Source organism: Mesorhizobium sp. B1-1-7 (assembly GCF_006442705.1).
GTDB lineage: Bacteria > Pseudomonadota > Alphaproteobacteria > Rhizobiales > Rhizobiaceae > Mesorhizobium > Mesorhizobium opportunistum.
Genome location: NZ_VFWQ01000015.1, coordinates 78442 through 98808, shown reverse-complemented (window position 1 = coordinate 98808; position 20367 = coordinate 78442). Strand labels below are relative to the sequence as shown.

Sequence of the window (20367 nt, the reverse complement as noted above, 5' to 3'; positions counted from 1 at the left end):
AGGCGCGGGCCGTGGCCCGCGCCTTTTTTGCCGGGTCCTTGCGCCGGGATCAGGCGGCGATGTCGAAGCGGTCGGCGTTCATCACCTTGGTCCAGGCGGCGACGAAATCCCTGACGAATTTCTGTCCGGCGTCGCCGGATCCGTAGACTTCGGCAAGCGCACGCAGTTGCGCATGCGAGCCGAAGATCAGGTCGGCGCGGGTGCCGGTCCATTTGACCGCCTTGGTCTTGCGGTCACGGGCCTCGTAGACTTCTTCCGCACCCGGAACAGAGCCCGCTGCCGGATCCCAGACCGTGCTCATCGAGAGCAGGTTGACGAAGAAGTCGTTGGTCAAAGTGCCAGGCCTGTCGGTGAACACGCCGTGCTTCGACCCGCCGGTGTTGGCGCCGAGAACGCGCAAGCCGCCGACCAGCACCGTCATCTCGGGAGCGGTCAGCGACAGCAATTGCGCGCGGTCGACCAGCATGGCTTCGACCGACATCGGCTGCTTGCCCCTGACATAGTTGCGGAAGCCATCGACTTTCGGCTCGAGCGCGGCAAAGGAGTGGACATCCGTCTGCTCCTGCGAAGCGTCCATGCGACCGGGCGTAAACGGCACCTTGGTCTCATGGCCACCGTCCTTCGCCGCCTTCTCGACCGCGGCGACGCCGCCGAGGACGATCAGGTCGGCGAGCGAGATCTTCTTCTCGCCCGTCTGCGCCGCGTTGAACTCCTTCTGGATGCCTTTGAGCTTGGCAAGCACCTTCGACAGTTCAGCCGGCTGGTTGACGTCCCAGTCCTTCTGCGGTGCCAGCCGGATACGGGCGCCGTTGGCGCCGCCACGCTTGTCGGAATTGCGGAACGTCGAGGCGGATGCCCAGGCGGTCGAGACGAGCTCGGAAACCGACAGGCCCGAGGCCAGAATCTTCGCCTTCAGCGAGGCGATATCCTGCTCGCTGACCAGTTCGTGGTCGATCGCGGGGATCGGATCCTGCCAGATCAGTTCTTCCTTCGGCACCAACGGGCCGAGATAGCGCACGACCGGACCCATGTCGCGATGCGTCAGCTTGAACCAGGCGCGGGCGAAGGCATCGGCGAACTGATCCGGATGCTGATGGAAACGCCGCGAGATCTTCTCATAGGCCGGGTCGGCGCGCAGAGCGAGGTCGGTGGTCAGCATTGCCGGAGCACGGCGCTTCGAGGGATCGTGCGCATCCGGCACAGTGCCGGCGCCGGCGCCGCCCTTGGGCGTCCACTGATGGGCGCCCGCCGGGCTCTTCGTCAGCTCCCATTCGTAGTTGAACAGATTGTCGAAGAAGTTGTTGCTCCACTTGGTCGGCGTCGTCGTCCAGGTCACTTCGAGGCCCGAAGTGATGGCGTCGCCGGCAATCCCGCTGGCATACTTGCTCGACCAGCCGAGGCCCTGCGCCTCGATGCCGGCGCCTTCCGGCTCGGCACCAACCAGCGATGCATCGCCGGCGCCATGGGTCTTGCCGAAAGTGTGGCCGCCGGCGATCAGCGCCACGGTTTCCTCGTCGTTCATGGCCATGCGGCCGAAAGTTTCACGGATGTCGCGGGCCGAAGCCAGCGGATCGGGCTTGCCGTTCGGGCCTTCCGGATTGACATAGATCAGGCCCATCTGCACGGCGCCGAGATGGCCCTGGAGTTCGCGATCGCCGGAGTAGCGCTGGTCGTCCAGCCACTTGGTTTCCGAACCCCAGTCCACGTCCTGCTCAGGTTCCCAGACGTCGGCGCGGCCGCCGGCGAAGCCGAAGGTCTTGAAGCCCATCGATTCCAGCGCGACGTTGCCGGTGAGGATCAGCAGGTCGGCCCAGGAGATCTTGCGGCCGTATTTCTGCTTGACCGGCCAAAGCAGCCGGCGCGCCTTGTCGAGGTTGGCATTGTCCGGCCAGCTGTTGAGCGGTGCGAAACGCTGCTGGCCGGCACCGGCGCCGCCGCGGCCATCACCGATGCGGTAGGTGCCGGCGCTGTGCCAGGCCATGCGGATGAAAAGCGGGCCATAGTGGCCAAAGTCCGCCGGCCACCAATCCTGCGAATCCGTCATGACCTTGTGCAGGTCCTGGATGACCGCATCGAGATCGAGGCTCGCGAATTCCTTGGCGTAGTCGAAATCCTCGCCCATCGGGTCCGACAGGTTCGACTGCTGGTGGAGAACGCCGAGGTCGAGCTGGTTCGGCCACCAGTCACGGTTGGTCCGGCCGGCGGATCCATGCGCCACAGGGCATTTGCCCGCGCTGTTGTCGTCGGTTTTCGCGTCCATGTTCGTCTCCGATTTGCCGAGGTTTGATCTTGCCAGGATTCTAGGGGGCAGCCAGTGGCCGCACCAATCTGGAATGGTTCCAGACTAGGCTGCCTTGCCGATAAAGACAAATTGCCTTTCCTGTTTGTTTTGATAGGATTTCCTTATGATAGCATTGACAGTTCGCCAGATGCATTATTTCGAAATGCTGGCCCAGACGCTGCATTTCGGGCGTGCCGCGAAACTTGCCGGTGTCAGCCAGCCGGCCCTGTCCGCGCAGATCGCGGAGATGGAGCAGCGGCTGAACTGCCGGCTGTTCGAACGTGGCGGCAAGTCGGTCAGGATGACCGACGAAGCGGCAGCGCTTTTGCCGCGCATCGAACGTATCCTGGCCGACATACGCGACGTCGAAACGACGGCCCGGCGCGGCCGCATGGCCATGGAGGGACGCTTCCGCCTGGGCATCATCCCGACCGTCGCGCCCTATCTCTTGCCGCGCGCCCTGCCAGAGCTCAAAAAGCACTTTCCGGCCTTGCTGCTCGAACTGCGCGAGGCCGTCACCACGTCCCTGGTCGAAGATACCGCATCGCGAAAGCTCGACGCCTTCATCGCCGCACTTCCGCTCGATCATCCGGGCCTGACCACCGAGGCACTGTTTCCCGACAGGTTCTTCCTGGCCGTGCCATCAGGCGATCCCGCCTTCGCCTCGCCGCCGGTTCCGCCAGAGAGCCCGGCACTGGAGAGGCTGATGCTGCTGGAGGAAGGTCATTGCCTGCGCGAACAGGCGCTGGCCGTCTGCGGCAATGTGCGCCCGGTGGCGATGGCAAGCTACGGCGCCACCAGCCTGACCACGCTCTTGCAGATGGTGGCGCATGGGCTCGGCGTCACGCTCGTCCCCGAAATGGCGGCCGGGCCAGCGGGCACCATCCCGGACCTGAAGATCGTGCCGTTCCAGGAGCCGATGCCGCAACGCATGATTTGCCTTGCCTGGCGTCGTAACAGTACCAGGCACGGCGAATGCGTCGAACTTGCCAAGATCATCCGCAGCCTGGGCCCAGCGGCGTTGGCGACATGATCCCGAGAAGTGGCAACCGCGCCCCGACAAGGAGACCTCACAGAACCCGGGACAGGAACTCGCGGGTTCGCGGCGATTTCGGGTTGGCGATCATCTCGCGCGGCGCGCCACGTTCGACGATCACGCCGCCATCCATGAAGACGAGCTGATCGCCGATCTCGCGGGCAAAGCCGATCTCGTGGGTGACGACGACCATCGTCATGCCGCTCTCGGCCAGGTCGCGCATCACCTGCAGCACCTCGCCGACCAGTTCCGGATCGAGCGCCGATGTCGGCTCGTCGAACAGCAGAACCTTCGGCTTCATTGCCATGGCGCGCGCAATCGCAACACGCTGCTGCTGGCCGCCGGACAGTTCGCGCGGATAGCGGTCGATCTTGTCGACGAGGCCGACACGCCGCAGCAGCACCTCCGCCTCGGCCTTGGCCTGATCGGCGGGAATGCGCCGCACCTGGGTCGGCGCCTCGATCAGGTTCTCCATCACCGTCATATGCGAGAACAGGTTGAACGACTGGAACAGCATGCCGATTTCTGCCCGGCGCCGGCACAGGAGATCGTCCTTGACCTCGTAAAGCTTGTCGCCCTGGAGGTCGTAGCCGACGAACTGGCTGTCCACCAGCAGGATGCCGGCGCTGAGTTTCTCCAGATGGTTGATGCAGCGCAGGAACGTGCTCTTGCCGGATCCCGACGGGCCGATGATGCAAGCCACCGATCCCTCGGGCACGTCGAAGTCGACCCCCTTGAGGACTTCGAGCGGGCCATAGGATTTGCGTACGCCGCGCGCGAACACCATGGAGTTGGCCGGCACGCCGAAGCGGGCGCGATTTTCTGACTTCACATCGCTCATCGGGCGACGCCGCGCAGGCTGACGGCGTTGCGCAGGGCGCGCATCGTCAGGGGCTCGCGGCGCGTGTCGCTGCGGCCGAAATGGCGCTCCAGGAAATGCTGTCCCACCGACATGATGCTGACCACCGCAAGGTACCAGAAGGCGACCACGATCAAGAGCGGGATCGTCTCGAAGGTGCGCGCATAGATGCTTTGCGCCGTATAGAACAGGTCATCGACGGCAATGAACGTCACCAGCGACGTCATCTTCAGGAGGTTGATCGCCTCATTGCCGGTTGGCGGCAATACGAAGCGCATGGCCTGCGGCAGGGTGATGCGCTTCAGGATCATGCGGTAGGGCATGCCGAGCGCGCTCGCCGCTTCCGACTGGCCAGATGGCACCGACTTGATGCCGGCGCGGATGATTTCGGCCATGTAGCCGGCCTCGCACAGCGAAAGCGCAACGACAGCCGAGAAGAACGGCGTCATGAAATCATTGGTGCGCACGGCAAACAGCGTGCCCAGGAAGGGCAAAGTGAGCGAGATTTCGCGCACCAGCAGCGACAGGTTGAACCAGAAAATCAGCTGGATCAGGGCCGGGACACCGCGGAAGAACCAGACATAGACACCCGCGAAGGCGCGCAGCACCGGGCTTGGCGACACCCGCATGATGGCGATGACGGTGCCGACCACGATCGCCAGCACCATGATGATGACGGTGAGCATCAGCGTGTTGCCAAGGCCGCGCATGATCGAGGGATGGAACAGGTAGCCGGCGGCCGTGCCCCAGGCGAAGGCCGGATTGCTGGCGAAGGCGCGAATGATCACAAACGCCAGCAGCAGCGCAAGCGCCGTGCCGACCCAGATGCCGTAGCGGCGCTGCGGCACGACGGTCAATCGCGACACGGCGGCGGCGACACCTGCTGGCTCGACGCCGATCTCGGTCGGGTGGGCCACGCCCATCGCTGGTCTCCTGATCGCTGGCCGGCGCCTGACGGACCATCAGGCGCCGGTAATTTCTATTCGGCGCGAAGCGCGTCCATGGTGCCGACGAAGTAGGGTTCCTTGATGGCATAGACGCCCATGCCGTACTTCTCCAGGATAGCCTTGTAAGTGCCGTTCTTGAACAGCTCGGAAAGCGCGCCCACCATCATGTCGGCGGTTTCCTTGTCGTCCTTGGCGATCGCCATGCCGAGCGGCGCGACCTCGTAAAGCGTCGGCAGAACCACCAGCTGGCCCTTGCTCGTCACCTCGAAATAGCTCGATGCGGTCGCATCGTCCATGCGGGCATCGACACGATCGGACAGCACGGCCTGGACGATATCCGTCGATGAGTTGAAGACCGATTTTTCGATGGCCGACTGACCCTTGTCGGTGCACTCCTTGCCGAGCTTGTCGACCAGGAAATCCGAGGCGCTGCCGGCCGAGACGCCGACACGCTTGCCGCAGAGCGGCGTGTCGCCGCTGAAGTTGGCCTTCTTGTCTGGCGATGTGGAGACGGCGAGGCCGGCCTTCAGGAACATGACGAAACCGACCTGCTTCAACCGCTCGGGCGTTGCCGAAAACGTCTCCCAGGCGATCTTGAAACGGCCCGCCGCCAGGCCCGGTATCATCGAGGGAAATGGCGTGCGCTGCACGTCGAGCTTGGCATCGACGAGCTTGGCCACCTCGCCGGCCAGTTCGACGATGATGCCGGTCTGCTTGCCGTCGGCATCGAGATATTCGAATGGCGCGTAGTCCAGCGTGTTGGCGACGGCGAGCGTTCCGCTCTGCTTGACATCGGTGGATTTCGGAACCTCGGCGGCCTGGGACCCACCCCAGGCGATGGCGGAGATCGCCAGCGCGAGACTGGTCATTCGCAGATATGCATTCATTGCTGTTCCCCTTTCTTTTCCTTGTTGGCAGTGTTGGCAGTCTTTGTCAGGCAAGGCTCGAGCTGGCCGCTGTTCGGGGCCGGCTCGGGCTCGGCATCTGCTCAGGCGCCGGCCGCTTCCGCCGCCTTCTTCTTGCGATAGTGATAGTTCTTGTCGATGCGCTCCATCAGATAGTCGCCGTAGAGCACCGGCCCGTATTTCGGCTGCGTGCCGGCCGGCACGCAGACCGGCAGCGCTTCGATCGTCTCGTCCATGGATGGATCGAAGAAGAAGGGCTGCGAATAGCGCTCGCGTCCCGACCGGTTGATGACACGGTGCGGCGTTGAGACGAACTGGTCGTTCGACCAGCGCGCCAGGATGTCGCCGACATTCATCACGAAGGAGTCCGGGACCGGAGGTGCCGGAACCCAGTCGCCGGCCTTGTTCTTGACCTCCAGGCCGCCGACATTGTCCTGCGCCAGCAAGGTGATGAAGCCGTAGTCGGTGTGCGGCGCCGAGCCGAAGAGGCCTTCTTCCTGGGGCTGCGTCGGATAATGCAGCAGTCGCAGAAAGGTCGTCGGCTGCTCGAAATAGCGGTCGAGGCTGTCGGGGGGCAGCCCGAGCGAGAGCGCGATGGCGCGGACCATCTTGCGCGCCAGCGTACCCATCTCCTCGACATAGCGATCGATCGTCTGCCGGAAGCCCGCCAGCGCTGTCTCGTCCGGCCACTGGTTGGGGCCTTGCAAGGGCTTTTCGGCCAGGGCCCTGGGATCGTCGGCACCGACCTCGTGCATGAAGAAGATCGATTCGCTCTGGTTCGGCTTGCTGACCGTCGCGACCGAGGAGGTTACGATTGTCGAGCCGGCGAAGGGCAGATAGCCGCGGAAATTCCGGTCGATCTTCAGCTTGAGCTTTTCCTCCTCCGGCAAGGCAAAGAAGCGCTTGCTGGCTTCGCGGACGGCTTCGACATCGGCGCGCGGAATGGGGTGGCCGGTGACATAGAGGAACCCGATCGTCTCGAGGTAGCGGCGCAGCGTCGCCGCCGTCTCGCGGATCGCGCCTTCGTCGTCGCCGTAGAGCGCCGACACGTCGAGGATCGGGATTTCGGAAAAATCGCCGCGCGCTTGTGCATCCATTTTCGAACACCCTGTCTTGAACATAAGATACAGTACTGTATTTCTACACATCCGAACGGCCTCATCAATAGGCTTTCGACCGCAAAAGGAAGAGCGCTGAAACATGGCACCACGCAAGATCATCATCGACACCGATCCGGGCCAGGACGACGCGTTCGCCATCCTCTTCGCACTGGGATCTCCGGTCGAACTCGAGGTGATCGGCATCACCACGGTCGGGGGCAACGTGCCGCTCGCCCTGACGTCGAAGAACGCGTTGAAGGTCGTGGAGCTTGCCGGGCGGCCTGACGTGCCGGTCCATGCCGGATGCCCGGCGCCGATGGTGCGCAAGCTGATCACGGCCGAGTATGTTCATGGCGAAACCGGGCTAGACGGCGCCGATCTTCCCGAACCCGTGACGCCGCTGCAGAGCGAACACGCAGTGAATTACCTGGTGCGCACGATCATGGAGGCGCCGGAGGGCGATCTGACCGTCTGCACGCTCGGGCCGATGACCAACGTCGCCATGGCCATGACCATGGAGCCGAGGATCGTGCCCCGGCTGCGCGAGGTGGTGCTGATGGGCGGCGGCTTTTTCCAGGGCGGTAACGCCACGCCCGCGGCGGAATTCAATATCTTCGTCGACCCGCATGCGGCACATAAGGTGTTCGACAGCGGCGTGCCGGTGACCATGGCCGGCATCGACTGCACCTACACCGCACTGATGACGCCCGAGTGGCTCGACCGCCTGCGTGCAACCGGCAGCCGCGCCGCGGTCGAGGCCGCCAATCTGGCGGACTTCTATCGCCAGTACGGCACTCACAAATTCGAAACGCCGGCGCGCCCCATCCACGATGCCTGCGTCACCGGTTACCTGCTGGCGCCACAGATCTATGAGCAGCGGCAGTGCGCGGTGACGGTCGACATCGTCTCGCCGGAGACGATCGGCATGACGGTGGTCGACTGGTGGCACGTGACCGGCCGCACCAAGAACTGCAACGTTCTGCGACGCATCGATCCGGCGCCGTTCTTCGAACTCATGCTGGAGCGGATCAGCGCATTGCCATAGAGCGGTTCCTGGAATTGCTCTGGTCGCGCGTTCCGCGATAGATGGACCCTCGAAGAGTCGCGAAGCGCATCGAAGCCGGCGAACGGATTGGAGGCGTCGCGCATGGCGATGAAGGTCTTGATCACATGAAAGCCGACAGCGCCCCGGCCAGAGGCAAGAGACCGTCCAAGGCAGCCCCGCGTTCGAAGACCGCGCGGCAGACGCTCAGCCGCGACGCCTGGATCGCCGCCGCGCGCAAGGTGCTGGAGAAGCGTGGCATCGCCGAGGTGAAGATCGACCGCCTCTCCAAGCAGTTGAAGGTCACGCGCGGCAGCTTCTATTTCCATTTTGCCAGCCTGGACGATCTTCGTGGCGGCCTGCTGCAGGAATGGCGCAACATCAACTGCGCGCCGTTCTGGGCGATGCGCGAGATGCACGACATTGACGGGCTGCAATTCTTCACCGACATCGTGCATGTGTGGGTCGACGAAGCACCGTTCAGCCCTCTGCTCGATCTGGCCATCCGCGACTGGTCGCGAACCTCCCGAAAACTGGCGCAGGAGGTGAAGGACATGGACGATTTGCGCATAGCGCTGCTGATCCGCTCGTTCCGCGCCATGGGCTATCCCCCGGACGAAAGCCTGGTCAGGGCCCGCATCACCTATTTCCACCAGATCGGCCAGTATGCGCTATCCTTCAAGGAGGATCCCGTGGTGCGCCGGAGCTATCAGCCGCTGTTCGGAGAGGTGCTGCTCGGACCGCTCGTGCAGGAGCCCGGCACGGCGCCACGGCCGACCGAGATAAGGAGCGGACGGCGGTAGCATCCGCTTCCGCCTCGCCGCTATTGCCTTCGAAAGTGCAGCCGAGCTCCCAGTTGATCTAGGAAGCCCTCGCATTCTCCGTGATGGCGCGAGATGCGCTCCGGTGGGGACGCAGCAGAAAATAGAACGCGGTGATATGCGTGATCATCAGCAGCGGCACGTAGAGGATCGGGATCGCGTAGGCGGCGCCCAGCAGCCCCGCATGGGCAGGAAGATCGGCCTGGATGGCCTGATAATAGTCGACGATGAGGTCGACCATGCCAACGATGTTGAAGGCGACGACGAACGCCCAGAACAGCTGGCGTACCTTGACATTAAGCAGCGCCAGCATGGCCAGCACCCCGGTTGCGAAGTCGCCATAGGCGGCAAAGGTGGCGAAGCTGGCCGGCAGATCGGGGCTGACGACGCCCGGAAGGATGAAGACGAGGCCGAAGAAGCGGAAGCTGTGCAGCGTGGCGATAGCGCGTTGCGCCGCGATCCGATCCATCGATCCGAGCCACGGCAGACCGTATGCGCCAAAGCAAAGCAGCCACACGACATAGCCAAGGACGAGATGTGTCTGAAAAAGGGCTTCCGTCGACATTCCGGTCTCCTGTCAGCTGTTGGTCGACGCGGCCTCGAACACCGCGGTCAGGATGCCGAGCCGGCCTTGCATGAGATTTCGCCCCAAATTGGCCGCAACCTCGGCAAAGTCCGATCCCATCACAACGCCGAGGTTTGGCGAAGGCGGCGGACCCGACGCACGCAACTGCGCGAACCAGGTCTTGGCGACCTCGGTATCGTCTTGCCACGCCAGCGCGCGGAAGCCGGCCGGTTCGATCGCCTTGCGCGTCTCGTCGATTGTAAGGAGAAAGCTCGTCGCCGGCGTTCGCGCCCAGGGAAGCGGATAATGCGGCTGGCCGCCGGCCAACACGACGTCGAAGGTGGCAAATCTGCCGCCTGACTTCAGCACGCGCCGAATTTCCCGGTAGAGACGCGTCCGGTCGGGGATGTTCATCGCCACATGCTGCAGCAGCACGATGTCGAAACGGCCATCATCGAATGGAAGCTCCAAGGCGCTGGCGGTCTGGAAGGACAGCTGCCCGCTCTGCCCCGTGCGCTCGGTCAGATAGCGCGCGGCATCCACGAAAGGCTCGCTGAGATCGACGCCAGTAACCCGACAGCCATAGGTCGCGGCCAGAAAGCGCGCCGGCCCGCCGATGCCCGAGCCGACATCCAGTACCGACATGTCCGCCTCGATTCCGGCCAGTTGAGCAAGCTCGGCGGTCGCCGCAAGCCCACGGGTGTGAAATTGATCGAGGGTGCCCAATTGCTGGGGCGTGAGAAGCTGATCCTCCGGGCCAAGGGCGGCCAGCACCGTCCTCAACCGCTCGGTCAGGCCGGTCGCGCGATAGTGCTCGCGCACACCATCAAATTCATCGGTCATCGCAAGATGTCTCCTGGCTTCGTCTCCCTAGTTAGGCCCGCTTCCATCGTTCGACTATCCGTTGTAATCACAACGACCCATGAAGCAGAACTACACAGTCAGGCATGGTGCGCTGGAGGGTGTCGAGGTGTTCCTGGCTGTCGCCAGGCGCCGCAACTTCCGCCGCGCCGCCGCCGATCTCGGCGTGACGCCATCCGCCGTGAGCCAGGCGGTGCGCGCGCTGGAAGCCCGCATCGGCGCCGCGCTGTTTGTCCGCACGACGCGCAGCGTCGGTCTGACCGAGGCTGGTCAGCGGTTCCTCGATCGTGCCGGTCCTGCCTTCGAGGAGATCGTCGCCGCCGGCGAGGCCGCCCGTGACGTCGGCCAACGGCCGACCGGCCTGCTGCGCCTGTCGGTGCCCCGCGCCGTGGTGCCGTTGATCCTGGAGCCGGTGATCGCGTCCTTCTGTCGGGCCTATCCCGAGGTCGAACTGGAGATCGCCGCCAGCGACGAGATGGTCGATCTCGCGACCGGCGGTTTCGATGCCGGCATTCGCCTCGGCCAGTTCATCGCCCCCGACATGGTCGCCGTGCGACTGACGCCGTCGTTCTCGTTCGTGGTCGTCGGCAGTCCTGACTATTTCGAGCGCCACGGGCGCCCCGAGCGGGTGGAGGATTTGCGCCACCACGCCTGCCTGCGCTTGCGCCGTTCGAACGGCGCCATCGCGCCGTGGTCCTTCATTGACGGCAACGAGGCGATCGAGGCCATGGTCTCAGGCCCGCTGATCGCGCATGATTATCCAACGATGGTCGGGGCCGCGATGCGGGGGATCGGGCTGGCGCAGATCCCTCGGCCCGTCGCCGAAGCTCAGATAGCGCAGGGAAAACTCGAGCCGGTGCTGGACAGCATCGCCGCCACGACGCCGGGCGTCTTCCTCTATCATCCCGGCAAGCGCCAAATCCTGCCGAAGCTGCGCGCCTTCATCGATCACCTCAAATCCGCGGTCTGAGATAATGAAGGATGCCTACCGCTGGCGCTTCGCTTGCACCAAGGCTTTCACGGTATAAATATCAGAAATACATAGGTAAAAAATACCACAAGATGGACCATTCCGGTCAAGAACGTCGTTCTTTCGGTGCTGAAGCTTACATTGCATATGAAAAGCGCCAGGACCAAAAGCACCGCATCGGCAGCCGGCAGCCCCAAGGTCAATCCTCTCCCCGTCAGCAGGCTTGCGGCAGCAACTCCCGGTATGGTCAGGCCGATCGTGGCGCAAGCCGAACCCATCGCGACATTCAAGCCGCGCTGCAGCTCATTGTTGAGTGAAGCGCGCACCGCCGAAATGGCCTCCGGCATCAACACCAGCCCCGCGATCATTGCCCCCACAATGCTGTCAGCCTGGGTCACCTGGTAGGCAACGAGCGTATTTTCGACGCTTGCCGCGACCTGCTCGGCGAGCATGACAATTCCGATCAGTCCGGCCACCAGCAGCAGAGCGCTGGCAGAGATGTTCTCGTGAGGGGCAGCGAGCACCGAAACGTCGTATGGTTGTCCCTGGATAAAGTCTTCCCGGTGCCGCACGGTCTGCGCGAACACGAAGCTTGCATAAAGCAGCACTGAAAGGACGCTGACGAAACCAAGTTGGGCTGCCGAAAACGTGCCGGGATCCGTAGTCTGGGTGTAGGTCGGCAGAATAAGCGTCATGACGGTCAGCGCGATCAGAACCGCCAGATAGGCACTGGTCCCTTGCCGCACGATGGCCTGCTTGCGATGACGCCAGCCGCCAAGCGCGAGACACATGCCGACAACGCCGGTGGACGTGATCATCACCGTCGAGAAGACGGACTCCCGTGCCAGCGTCGGGTTGTTCTCTCCATGCAGCATCATGGAAACAATGATCGACACTTCGATCGCCGTGACGGCAAACGTCAGCACCAGCGTGCCGTACGGCTCCCCTACCCGCCGAGCTACCGCCTCGGCGTGGTCGAGCACCACGAAAATGGTGACGAACATGATCGCACTCGACAGCGCACCGACAAGGATCCTGGCATTCAACGAACCCTGGTCCACCGACAGCCCGCTGGCTCTGACCGCGACAGCCATCGCCAGCGCAGCGAGGGGCATCGCGTAGGAAATCGCCGATCGTCCGAAACCAGTCATGCAAGCCCCCCATGTGTCCGCGGCTCCTGAAGATGCCGCGAGGTCGCGCGACCTTGGCATTATCGAGCGCAATGACGAAATCGAGGCGCCCGCCCCTCACGCCGTCTTCTGCGTCACCAGTCCCAGTTCCTCCACCATCGCTTCGCGCATCAGGAATTTTTGCGGCTTGCCGGTCACCGTCATCGGCAATTCGGTGCGGAAGCGGATGTGGCGGGGGATCTTATAGTGGGCGATCTGGCCGGCGCAGAAGTTCTTGATCTCCTGCTCGGTGGCGATCTGGCCGGGCTTGAGCACGATCCAGGCGCACAGCTCCTCGCCATATTTGGTGTCGGGAATGCCGAATACCTGCACTTCCCGGACCTTGGGATGGCGGTAGAGAAATTCCTCCACCTCTCTCGGGTAGACGTTCTCGCCGCCGCGGATGACCATGTCCTTGACCCGGCCGACGATGTTGCAATAGCCCTCGGCGTCGATGGTGGCGAGGTCGCCGGTGTGCATCCAGCCGTCGGCATCGATCGCCTCGCGTGTCTTGTCGTCGTCGTCCCAGTAGCCCTTCATCACGGAATAGCCGCGTGTGCACAGCTCGCCCGGCGCGCCGATCGCAACCGTGGCGCCGTCGGCATCGACCGCCTTGACCTCGACATGGGGATGAATGCGCCCGACGGTCGAGACGCGCTTTTCCAGGGGATCGTCGACGCCGCTCTGGAACGACACCGGGCTGGTCTCGGTCATGCCGTAGGCGATGGTCACCTGCGACATATGCATCAGCGACACCACCTTCTTCATCACCTCGATCGGGCATGGCGAGCCGGCCATGATGCCGGTGCGCAGGCTGGAGAGATCGAAGGATTGGAAATCCGGATGATCGAGCAGGCCGACAAACATGGTCGGCACGCCATAGAGCCCGGTGCAACGCTCCTGCGCCACGGCTTTCAGCGTGGCGCCGGCATCGAAGCCCTCGCCCGGGAAAACCATGGTCGCGCCCTTCGAGACGCAGCCCATCGTGCCCATCGACATGCCGAAGCAGTGATAGAGCGGCACCGGGATGCACAGCCGGTCGTCGACGGTCAATTTGATCGCCGAAGTGACGAAATTGCCGTTGTTGACGATGTTCGAATGGGTCAGCGTCGCGCCCTTGGGCGCGCCCGTGGTGCCTGACGTGAACTGGATGTTGATGGCGTCGCCAGGCTTCAGACTCTCGGAAATGCGGTCGAGACTGTCATGCTCGTCGCGGCCGGCCATTGCCAGCACGTCGCCGAAATTGAACATGCCGGGCGAGTTCTCTTCGCCCATGCGGATGACGATCTTCAGCGCCGGCAGCTTTTGCGCCTTGAGCTTGCCGGGCGTGGCCTCGGCGATCTCCGGCGCCAGCGTCTCGATCATGCCGAGGTAATCGGAGGTCTTGAAGCTGGCCGCCGTCACCAGCGCCTTGCAGGCGACCTTGTTCAGCGCATAGTCCAATTCGGTCAGTCGGTAGGCAGGGTTGATGTTGACCAGGATCAAGCCGATGCGGGCGGTGGCGAACTGGGTCACCAGCCACTCCCAGCGGTTTGGCGACCAGATGCCGACGCGGTCGCCCTTTTCCAGTCCCAGCGCCAAGAAGCCGGCGGCCAGCGCATCGACCGTGTCCGACAGTTCGCTCCAGGTGAAGCGCTTGTCCTGGCCAACGAAGACGGCGGCATCTTGCGTGGCATATTTGCTGGCGGTGTCGGAGAACAGCGCGGGGATCGTCTCCTTGAGCAGCGGCGGCGCGCGCTCGCCGGAGACATGCGCCTTGCCATCGACAGGGGCCACGAAGACATTGCCATTGCGAACGGCGCGGCCACGCAGATTGGTGGCGTTCTTCAGCTCGTCGAGATTGACCGGCATCGCTGTATCCTCCCAGGACGAACCAAACCTATCAGCCTGCCGGGACGGTGGAAATCCCGCCGATGGTAGTGGAGGTGCTGCCCGCCTTCAGCGGCTGCCTTTCAAGTCACCTGCCCTTCAAGGAGGAGGGCGCTCATCTTCGACGCGATGTCGCGCAGCAGGGCTTCATCGGCCGCCGCACGCGGCTTCTTCGACGCCACCAGGCAGGCTTGCGACTTCAGGACAACGCCATCGCCCAGCACCTTGAGGTGATTGGCGCGCAGCGTCGAGCCTGACGTGGTGATGTCGACGATGACATCGGCGAGGCCAGCCGCCGGCGCGCCCTCGGTGGCACCCAAGCTTTCGACGATGCGATAGACCTGGATGCCGTGCTTCTGCGAAAAGAACTGCTGGGTCAGCCGCCAGTATTTGGTGGCGATGCGCAGCCGCCGGCCGTGACGCTGGCGGAAATCGGCGGCGACGTCATCGAGATCGGCCATGGTGTCGACGTCGAGCCAGATCTCGGGCACCGCAACCACGACATTGGCATGGCCGAAGCCGAGACGGGCGACGATTTCCACGCGGGCCTCCCAATCGGCGAGGTTCTCGCGCACCAGGTCCTCTCCGGTGATGCCGAGATCGACCGCGCCCTGGCCGATCTCGCCAGCTATCTCGGAAGCCGACAGGAGCGCGACCTCGATGCCTTCCGCGCCCTCGATGCGGGCGCGATAGGAGCGCTCGTCGCCGGGCAGGCTGACGGTGAGGCCAGCCTTGGCCAGCACCTCCAGCGCCTGCTCCTTCAGCCGACCCTTCGAGGGAATGGCCAACGTGATCATGGTGCCGTCTCCCGCAACGCCTCGATGCGGTCGAGCCAGACCGAAAAGCCGACGCCGGGGATCGCGGTCTTGGCGCCGAGCAGCGTCAGCAATCGGTCGTAGCGGCCGCCGCCGGCCAGGGGGCGCTCGCCATCCTGCGCCGCGATTTCGAAGACCACACCGGTGTAATAGTCGAGCGGTCGGCCGAAAGCGGCATCGTAGCGGATTGTTCCTACCGGCAAGCCATGCGCCTCGATCGCCCTGGCGCGTGCCGCGAACTTTTCCAGCGCCGCACCCAGCGAAAGACCTGCAGCGGCGGCGAAGCTCTCCAGCGCCTGGGCCGCGCCATCGAGCGGCACATCGATGGCCAGAAAGTTCTTGAGCGCCGCGAAAGCCTCGTTCGACAGTCGCACGCTGCGCAACTCGGCCTTTTCGATCAGCCGCCGTGCAATGTCCGACGGCGAGCGCCCGGCCGACGCCGACAGGCCGGCCTCCTCCATGCCGCCGGCGATGTGCGCCGAAAGACCTTCAACATCGCCGTCGAGGACAAGCGCCGCGACATCGCCTGAAAGCTGGCTGTTGCGTTGCGGATTGGCGAGATCGGCGAGTGCTGCCTCAAGCATCGGCGCCGAGCCGAAGGCCCGGGCAAGCCGCATGCGCCAGCCACGCGGCAACCCAAGGGCGGCGAGCACGGCTTCGAAAATGGCCTGGTCGCCGAGCGTCACCGCCAGGGAACGGTTGGGCAGCACCAGCGACAGCAAAGCATGCGCGTCGGCCACGGAGCGCGCATCGGCCTCGGCCGTGTCGCGGTCGCCGAGATCCTCGATGCCGGCCTGGAAAAACTCGTTGCCGCCTTCGCGGCGCTGGCGAAACACCTCGCCCAGATAGGAATAACGGCGCGGCGTTCCAGCCTGAGAGCTTATATGGTCGAGACAGACCGGAATGGTGAATTCCGGCCGCAGGCATAGCGTCTGCCCGGTCTCGCTCTCGGTAAGGAAGATGCGCCGCCGCAGATCCTCACCGGCCATGTCGAGGAAGGGATCTGCCGGCTGCAGGATGGCAACCTCGACCGCATGCGTGTTGCGCGTGGCGAAGAGGCTGGTGATGTCGGCTGAGATGGCGGGATAGCGGGAGGTCATGGACAGGATGGGCGCGAGGCACCCCCCTCTGGCCTGCCGGCCATCTCCCCCGCAAGGAGGGAGATCGGCAGCTTGAGACACGGCGCCTCTTCTTCGACGGTGGAGATTGGCGAAGGCCTACGGAACATCCAATCTCCCCCCTTGCGGGGGAGATGGCCGGCAGGCCAGAGGGGGGTGTTCAAGCGCCACCCTCTGCGCGATCGGCAGCCTGCGCCGCCAATATCCGGCTTACCTCGGCGACCAGCTCGCTTTCGGCCACCGTCACCTGCGCGGGGCGCGCGGCGCGCCATTCGGCGTTGTCGGTGATCTCGGCCGACATGCGCGCGCCTTCGATCAGATCCTTGATCTGCAGTTCACCCTTGGCGCGCTCGTCGCCGCCCTGGATGATTGCGACCGGGCAGCCGCGCCGGTCGGCATATTTGAGCTGCGCCTTCATGCCGGCGCCGCCGAGATACATCTCGGAACGGATGCCGGCAGCGCGCAGTTCGCTCACCATCTTCTGGTAGCGGCCGAGGCTGTCGGTGTCCTTGTCCATCACCAGCACGACGACCGGCGCGATCACGTCGGCGCTGTCGAGCTTGCCGAGGTTCTTCAGCGCCGTCATCAGCCTGGAGACGCCGATGGAGAAACCGGTCGCCGGCACCGGCTCGCCACGGAAGCGCGAGACCAGGCCATCATAACGGCCGCCACCGCCGACCGAGCCGAAGCGCACGATCTGGCCGTCTTCATTGGGGATCTCGGCCAGAAGCTCGGCTTCGAAAACCGGACCGGTGTAGTATTCGAGGCCACGCACGACGGAGCGGTCCATGGCAATACGGTCTTCGCCATATCCCGCAGCCCGGACCAAAGCTTCAATTATCGAGAGTTCCCCGACACCTTCCTGGTAGACTGAGTTCGCGCTGACGCTGGCATCCTGGCCCTGCGCATTTCTCGCCGTCGCAAGAAGAACCGCTTCGGATTGCGCGTTGTCCAGCCCGGCACCCTTGGCGAAATCTCCCTCGCCTTCCTTGCCGCCGTCCCAGCGCCCGGGGCCAAGCAGGAGCCTCACGCCTTCCGGACCGAGCTTGTCGAGCTTGTCGATGGCGCGCAGCACGGTCAGCCGGCGTCCGGCATTGTCGTCGCCGCCAAGGCCGATCGCCTCCAGCACACCATCCAGCACCTTGCGGTTGTTGACGCGGATGACGTAGTCGCCGCGCTTGATGCCGAGCGCTTCCATGACATCGGCCATCATCATCGCCATCTCGGCGTCCGCCGCGACACCCGGCGTGCCGATCGTGTCGGCGTCGAACTGCATGAACTGGCGGAAGCGGCCGGGGCCCGGCTTCTCGTTGCGGAACACCCAGCCGGAGCGGTAGCTGCGGTAGGGTTTTGGCAGGCGCTCATAATTCTCGGCAACGAAGCGCGCCGTCGGCGCGGTCAGGTCATACCGCAGCGACAGCCACTGGTCGTCATCGTCCTGGAACGAGAACACGCCCTCGTTCGGCCGGTCCTGGTCGGGCAGAAATTTGCCCAGCGCGTCGGTGTATTCGATTAGCGGCTGGTCGGCCGGTTCGAAACCATAGAGCTCATAAACCGAGCGGATCGTCGCCATCATCTTCTCGACGGCGCGGATATCCTCGGCGCTGCGGTCGGCAAAACCGCGCGGCAGCCGCGCTTTCGTCTTTTCCGATTTGTCGGCCATGAGATGGGGTCTTTTTGCTAGGTAAATGACGACTTATTTTGAGTGCGCGTGTCCTAACCGATGCAGCCGGGACCGGCAAGGGTCACCGCCTCTGCCTTCTCCCTTGCGGGAGAAGTGGCCTCGCGAAGCGGGGTCGGATGAGGGGTGTTCTCATCCGTCTCGGCGCTGCGCGCCGATCCACCTTCTCCCACAAGGGGAGAAGGAAAACGATTGAAACAAAAACGAACCGAAAATGAAACAGTCCGGCCATGAGCACGGCATCGTGCCGACACAATCGCGGCCGATATAGCGCACCACATGAAGGGGTTCGGGACATGACCAGCGCAACAAAATTCCATGCCAACATCGATGCCGGCGAACTGCCGGCGCGCTTGCGTCCGGCCGACATCCGCGCTCCGAAGATGGTTGGCCAGCCCGCCGGGCCATTCGAGATACCGGCCGATATCGGCAAGGGGCCTTCGATGCGCGATGCATTGGTGACCGGCCTGCTCGTGATCTACCCGACGGTGGCCACCGTGGTTGCGATCGTCGCCGGCCTGTTCCTGGCCAGCATCAACGGCACCTGAGCCCTACTTCGGCCGCTTGAAAGCCTTCCTTTCCTTCTCGACCTCCTTGCGGCAAACACAACCCTCGAGGTGGTCGTTGACCAGGCCCATGGCCTGCATGAAGGCATAGACCGTGGTCGGGCCGACAAAACTCCAGCCGCGCTTCTTCAATTCCTTCGAAATCCGCACCGAGACCGCCGTGGTCGGGTTGGCGCGCAGATGGGCGAGGTCGACGATCCTGGGCCGCTCGTCCTTGCCGGGTTCGAACTTCCAGAACCAGGCGGCCAGCGAGCCGAACTCGTCCACCATTTCGCGAGCGCGCTTGGCGTTGTTGATGGTCGAGACGATCTTGCCGCGATGGCGGATGATGCCGGCATTGCCAAGCAGGCGCTCGACATCCTTGTCGGTGAAGGCGGCGACCTTGTCGAAGTCGAAGCCGGCGAAGGCCTCGCGAAAATTCTCGCGCTTGCGCAGGATGGTCAGCCACGACAGGCCCGACTGGAAACCTTCGAGGCAGATCTTTTCGAACAGCCTGCGGTCGTCCGACACCGGCCGGCCCCATTCATGGTCATGATAGTGCAGATAGTCGGGCAAATTGCCATGCCAGAAGCAGCGCGCGACACCGTCGGGACCGGCGAGCAGGCCGCTATTGTCTTTTTCCATTGGCCCAAATCCGTTCGTTAATGCGCTTGCGCGCTGCATTTACTGTGGCTTTACCAGATTCCTGAACCCGGCGGTAACCACACCAAAAGGTTTACTGACAGAACCGCATTTTACGCATTCCGATTCATGTTTCGGTTGCTGCTTGCGCGCCAATGATCGCTGAACCGGGAGGTCGTTTCCACCCGGTTTTATCAGACGATCAAGGGTGCGTTCCCGATGAAGAGAGTTTTGTTTCCCGTGCTTGGCGCCATGGCTGTGTTTGCCTCCGGCGTCACGCCCTCAGCCGCTGACGACCGCTATGCCGACAGGCCGCCGGTGATGGTCAGCCCCGACCTTTCCGCCCCCTGGGTGCTGCAGCTGGGCAATGCGCCCGGCATCGTGCGGCAGAACCGCCAGGTCGTGCAGCAGCCGCGCCTGCGCACCGCGCAACCGGCGCAGCCCGACCGCGTGCGGACGGCAGCCGTGCAGGCTCCGGCCAAGCGTGTGGCCATGCGCCCGCAGATCAACCCGATCTACCTGCCGCAGGAAGTCGCCTATGACGGCCCGCAGAAGCCGGGCACGATCGTCATCGACACGACGCAGAATTTCCTCTTCCTGGTCGAGAAGAACGGCAAGGCGCGGCGCTACGGCGTCGGCACCGGCAAGCCGGGCTTCGAATGGTCGGGCACGCACAAGATCACCAACAAGCGCGAGTGGCCGGACTGGCGCCCGCCAGCGCAGATGATCAAGCGCGAAGCCGCCAAGGGCCGCTATCTGCCGACCTATCTGGCCGGCGGCATGGAGAACCCGCTCGGCGCGCGCGCGCTCTATCTCGGCACGACCGAGTACCGCATCCATGGCACCAACCAGCCGTGGACGATCGGCGGCGCAGTGTCGTCTGGCTGCATCCGCATGCGCAACGAGGACGTGGTCGACCTCTATGAGCGGGTCAATGTCGGAACCACGGTCGAGGTGATATAATAGTTCTCGCGAATCACTTGGCGGCAAAGCATTGAGCTTTTAGGGGCCAGTCTAGGAGATAACGGGGGACGGGCCGTATGGGGATGCGGCCGGTCAGGAAGGGCAGCACGGGAAACCGCGCTGCCCTTTCCGTTTTCCTGTGAAAACCGAGCCAACACCCAGGCAAGGCTGCGCCCGA

19 protein-coding genes are annotated in these 20367 nt (G+C 63.9%); 6 read left to right on the top strand and 13 right to left on the bottom strand.

Going from position 1 to position 20367, the window contains the following annotated elements:
• Window positions 1-49: 49 nt before the first annotated feature.
• The gene (gene katG / locus FJ978_RS24595) at window positions 50-2260 is read right to left on the bottom strand and encodes a catalase/peroxidase HPI (RefSeq protein ID WP_140574666.1); all 2211 of its coding nucleotides are present in this window, start codon (window positions 2258-2260) and stop codon (window positions 50-52) included.
• 145 nt (window positions 2261-2405) lie between these two features.
• On the opposite strand from katG, the gene FJ978_RS24590 reads away from it, so the two are divergent.
• Window positions 2406-3314: a hydrogen peroxide-inducible genes activator gene (locus tag FJ978_RS24590; protein ID WP_140574664.1), complete on the top strand. Its 909-nt coding sequence runs from the start codon at window positions 2406-2408 to the stop codon at window positions 3312-3314.
• Between the two features lie 37 nt (window positions 3315-3351).
• Here the strand turns inward: FJ978_RS24590 and FJ978_RS24585 are convergent, their stop codons facing one another.
• The 4 genes from FJ978_RS24585 to FJ978_RS24570 form a co-directional block, all read right to left on the bottom strand.
• Window positions 3352-4158, bottom strand: a complete 807-nt coding sequence (locus FJ978_RS24585; RefSeq protein ID WP_140574662.1) for an amino acid ABC transporter ATP-binding protein — start codon at window positions 4156-4158, stop codon at window positions 3352-3354.
• Window positions 4155-5099, bottom strand: a complete 945-nt coding sequence (locus FJ978_RS24580) for an amino acid ABC transporter permease (protein ID WP_140574660.1) — start codon at window positions 5097-5099, stop codon at window positions 4155-4157. Before FJ978_RS24580 ends, FJ978_RS24585 begins: the two co-directional genes overlap by 4 nt.
• Before the next feature lie 56 nt (window positions 5100-5155).
• A complete protein-coding gene (locus FJ978_RS24575) occupies window positions 5156-6010 on the bottom strand; it encodes an ABC transporter substrate-binding protein (RefSeq protein WP_140574658.1) in 855 nt (284 codons plus the stop codon).
• Between the two features lie 101 nt (window positions 6011-6111).
• The gene (locus FJ978_RS24570; RefSeq protein WP_140574656.1) at window positions 6112-7125 is read right to left on the bottom strand and encodes a 2OG-Fe(II) oxygenase family protein; all 1014 of its coding nucleotides are present in this window, start codon (window positions 7123-7125) and stop codon (window positions 6112-6114) included.
• Window positions 7126-7228: 103 nt separating this feature from the next.
• Between FJ978_RS24570 and FJ978_RS24565 the strand changes: the two genes are divergently transcribed.
• Both FJ978_RS24565 and FJ978_RS24560 read left to right on the top strand, forming a co-directional pair.
• Window positions 7229-8173 (top strand): nucleoside hydrolase, encoded by a 945-nt coding sequence (locus tag FJ978_RS24565; RefSeq protein WP_140574654.1) that lies wholly within the window; start codon window positions 7229-7231, stop codon window positions 8171-8173.
• 125 nt (window positions 8174-8298) lie between these two features.
• Window positions 8299-8973: a TetR/AcrR family transcriptional regulator gene (locus FJ978_RS24560; RefSeq protein WP_140574652.1), complete on the top strand. Its 675-nt coding sequence runs from the start codon at window positions 8299-8301 to the stop codon at window positions 8971-8973.
• Window positions 8974-9031: 58 nt separating this feature from the next.
• Here FJ978_RS24560 and FJ978_RS24555 read toward each other — a convergent pair whose 3' ends face one another.
• Together FJ978_RS24555 and FJ978_RS24550 are read right to left on the bottom strand one after the other, a co-directional pair.
• The gene (locus FJ978_RS24555) at window positions 9032-9556 is read right to left on the bottom strand and encodes a hypothetical protein (protein ID WP_140574650.1); all 525 of its coding nucleotides are present in this window, start codon (window positions 9554-9556) and stop codon (window positions 9032-9034) included.
• 12 nt (window positions 9557-9568) lie between these two features.
• Window positions 9569-10378, bottom strand: coding sequence for a class I SAM-dependent methyltransferase (locus FJ978_RS24550; protein ID WP_246678195.1), 810 nt, complete (start codon window positions 10376-10378; stop codon window positions 9569-9571).
• Window positions 10379-10478: 100 nt separating this feature from the next.
• Here FJ978_RS24550 and FJ978_RS24545 point away from each other — a divergent pair, with 100 nt between their 5' ends.
• The gene (locus tag FJ978_RS24545; protein WP_140574646.1) at window positions 10479-11387 is read left to right on the top strand and encodes a LysR family transcriptional regulator; all 909 of its coding nucleotides are present in this window, start codon (window positions 10479-10481) and stop codon (window positions 11385-11387) included.
• A 47-nt stretch (window positions 11388-11434) separates the two neighbouring features.
• On the opposite strand, the gene FJ978_RS24540 is transcribed toward FJ978_RS24545, so the two are convergent.
• From FJ978_RS24540 to hisS, 5 genes are all read right to left on the bottom strand, one after another.
• On the bottom strand, window positions 11435-12538 hold the full coding sequence (locus FJ978_RS24540) for a calcium:proton antiporter (protein WP_140574644.1): 1104 nt from the start codon (window positions 12536-12538) through the stop codon (window positions 11435-11437).
• A gap of 96 nt (window positions 12539-12634) precedes the next feature.
• On the bottom strand, window positions 12635-14407 hold the full coding sequence (locus tag FJ978_RS24535) for an AMP-binding protein (RefSeq protein WP_140574642.1): 1773 nt from the start codon (window positions 14405-14407) through the stop codon (window positions 12635-12637).
• 101 nt (window positions 14408-14508) lie between these two features.
• The gene (hisG, locus tag FJ978_RS24530; RefSeq protein WP_140574640.1) at window positions 14509-15222 is read right to left on the bottom strand and encodes an ATP phosphoribosyltransferase; all 714 of its coding nucleotides are present in this window, start codon (window positions 15220-15222) and stop codon (window positions 14509-14511) included.
• Window positions 15219-16340, bottom strand: a complete 1122-nt coding sequence (locus FJ978_RS24525) for an ATP phosphoribosyltransferase regulatory subunit (protein WP_140574638.1) — start codon at window positions 16338-16340, stop codon at window positions 15219-15221. The genes hisG and FJ978_RS24525 overlap by 4 nt, the downstream gene beginning before the upstream one ends.
• Before the next feature lie 178 nt (window positions 16341-16518).
• Window positions 16519-18021: a histidine--tRNA ligase gene (gene hisS, locus FJ978_RS24515; RefSeq protein ID WP_140574633.1), complete on the bottom strand. Its 1503-nt coding sequence runs from the start codon at window positions 18019-18021 to the stop codon at window positions 16519-16521.
• Between the two features lie 314 nt (window positions 18022-18335).
• Between hisS and FJ978_RS24510 the strand changes: the two genes are divergently transcribed.
• Window positions 18336-18587 carry a hypothetical protein gene (locus FJ978_RS24510; protein ID WP_140574632.1) on the top strand — a complete coding sequence of 84 codons (252 nt, stop codon included), beginning with the start codon at window positions 18336-18338 and terminating at the stop codon, window positions 18585-18587.
• A 3-nt stretch (window positions 18588-18590) separates the two neighbouring features.
• On the opposite strand, the gene FJ978_RS24505 is transcribed toward FJ978_RS24510, so the two are convergent.
• Window positions 18591-19229: a DNA-3-methyladenine glycosylase I gene (locus FJ978_RS24505; RefSeq protein ID WP_140574630.1), complete on the bottom strand. Its 639-nt coding sequence runs from the start codon at window positions 19227-19229 to the stop codon at window positions 18591-18593.
• Window positions 19230-19445: 216 nt separating this feature from the next.
• Here FJ978_RS24505 and FJ978_RS24500 point away from each other — a divergent pair, with 216 nt between their 5' ends.
• On the top strand, window positions 19446-20189 hold the full coding sequence (locus FJ978_RS24500) for a L,D-transpeptidase (RefSeq protein ID WP_140574628.1): 744 nt from the start codon (window positions 19446-19448) through the stop codon (window positions 20187-20189).
• Window positions 20190-20367: the final 178 nt, after the last annotated feature.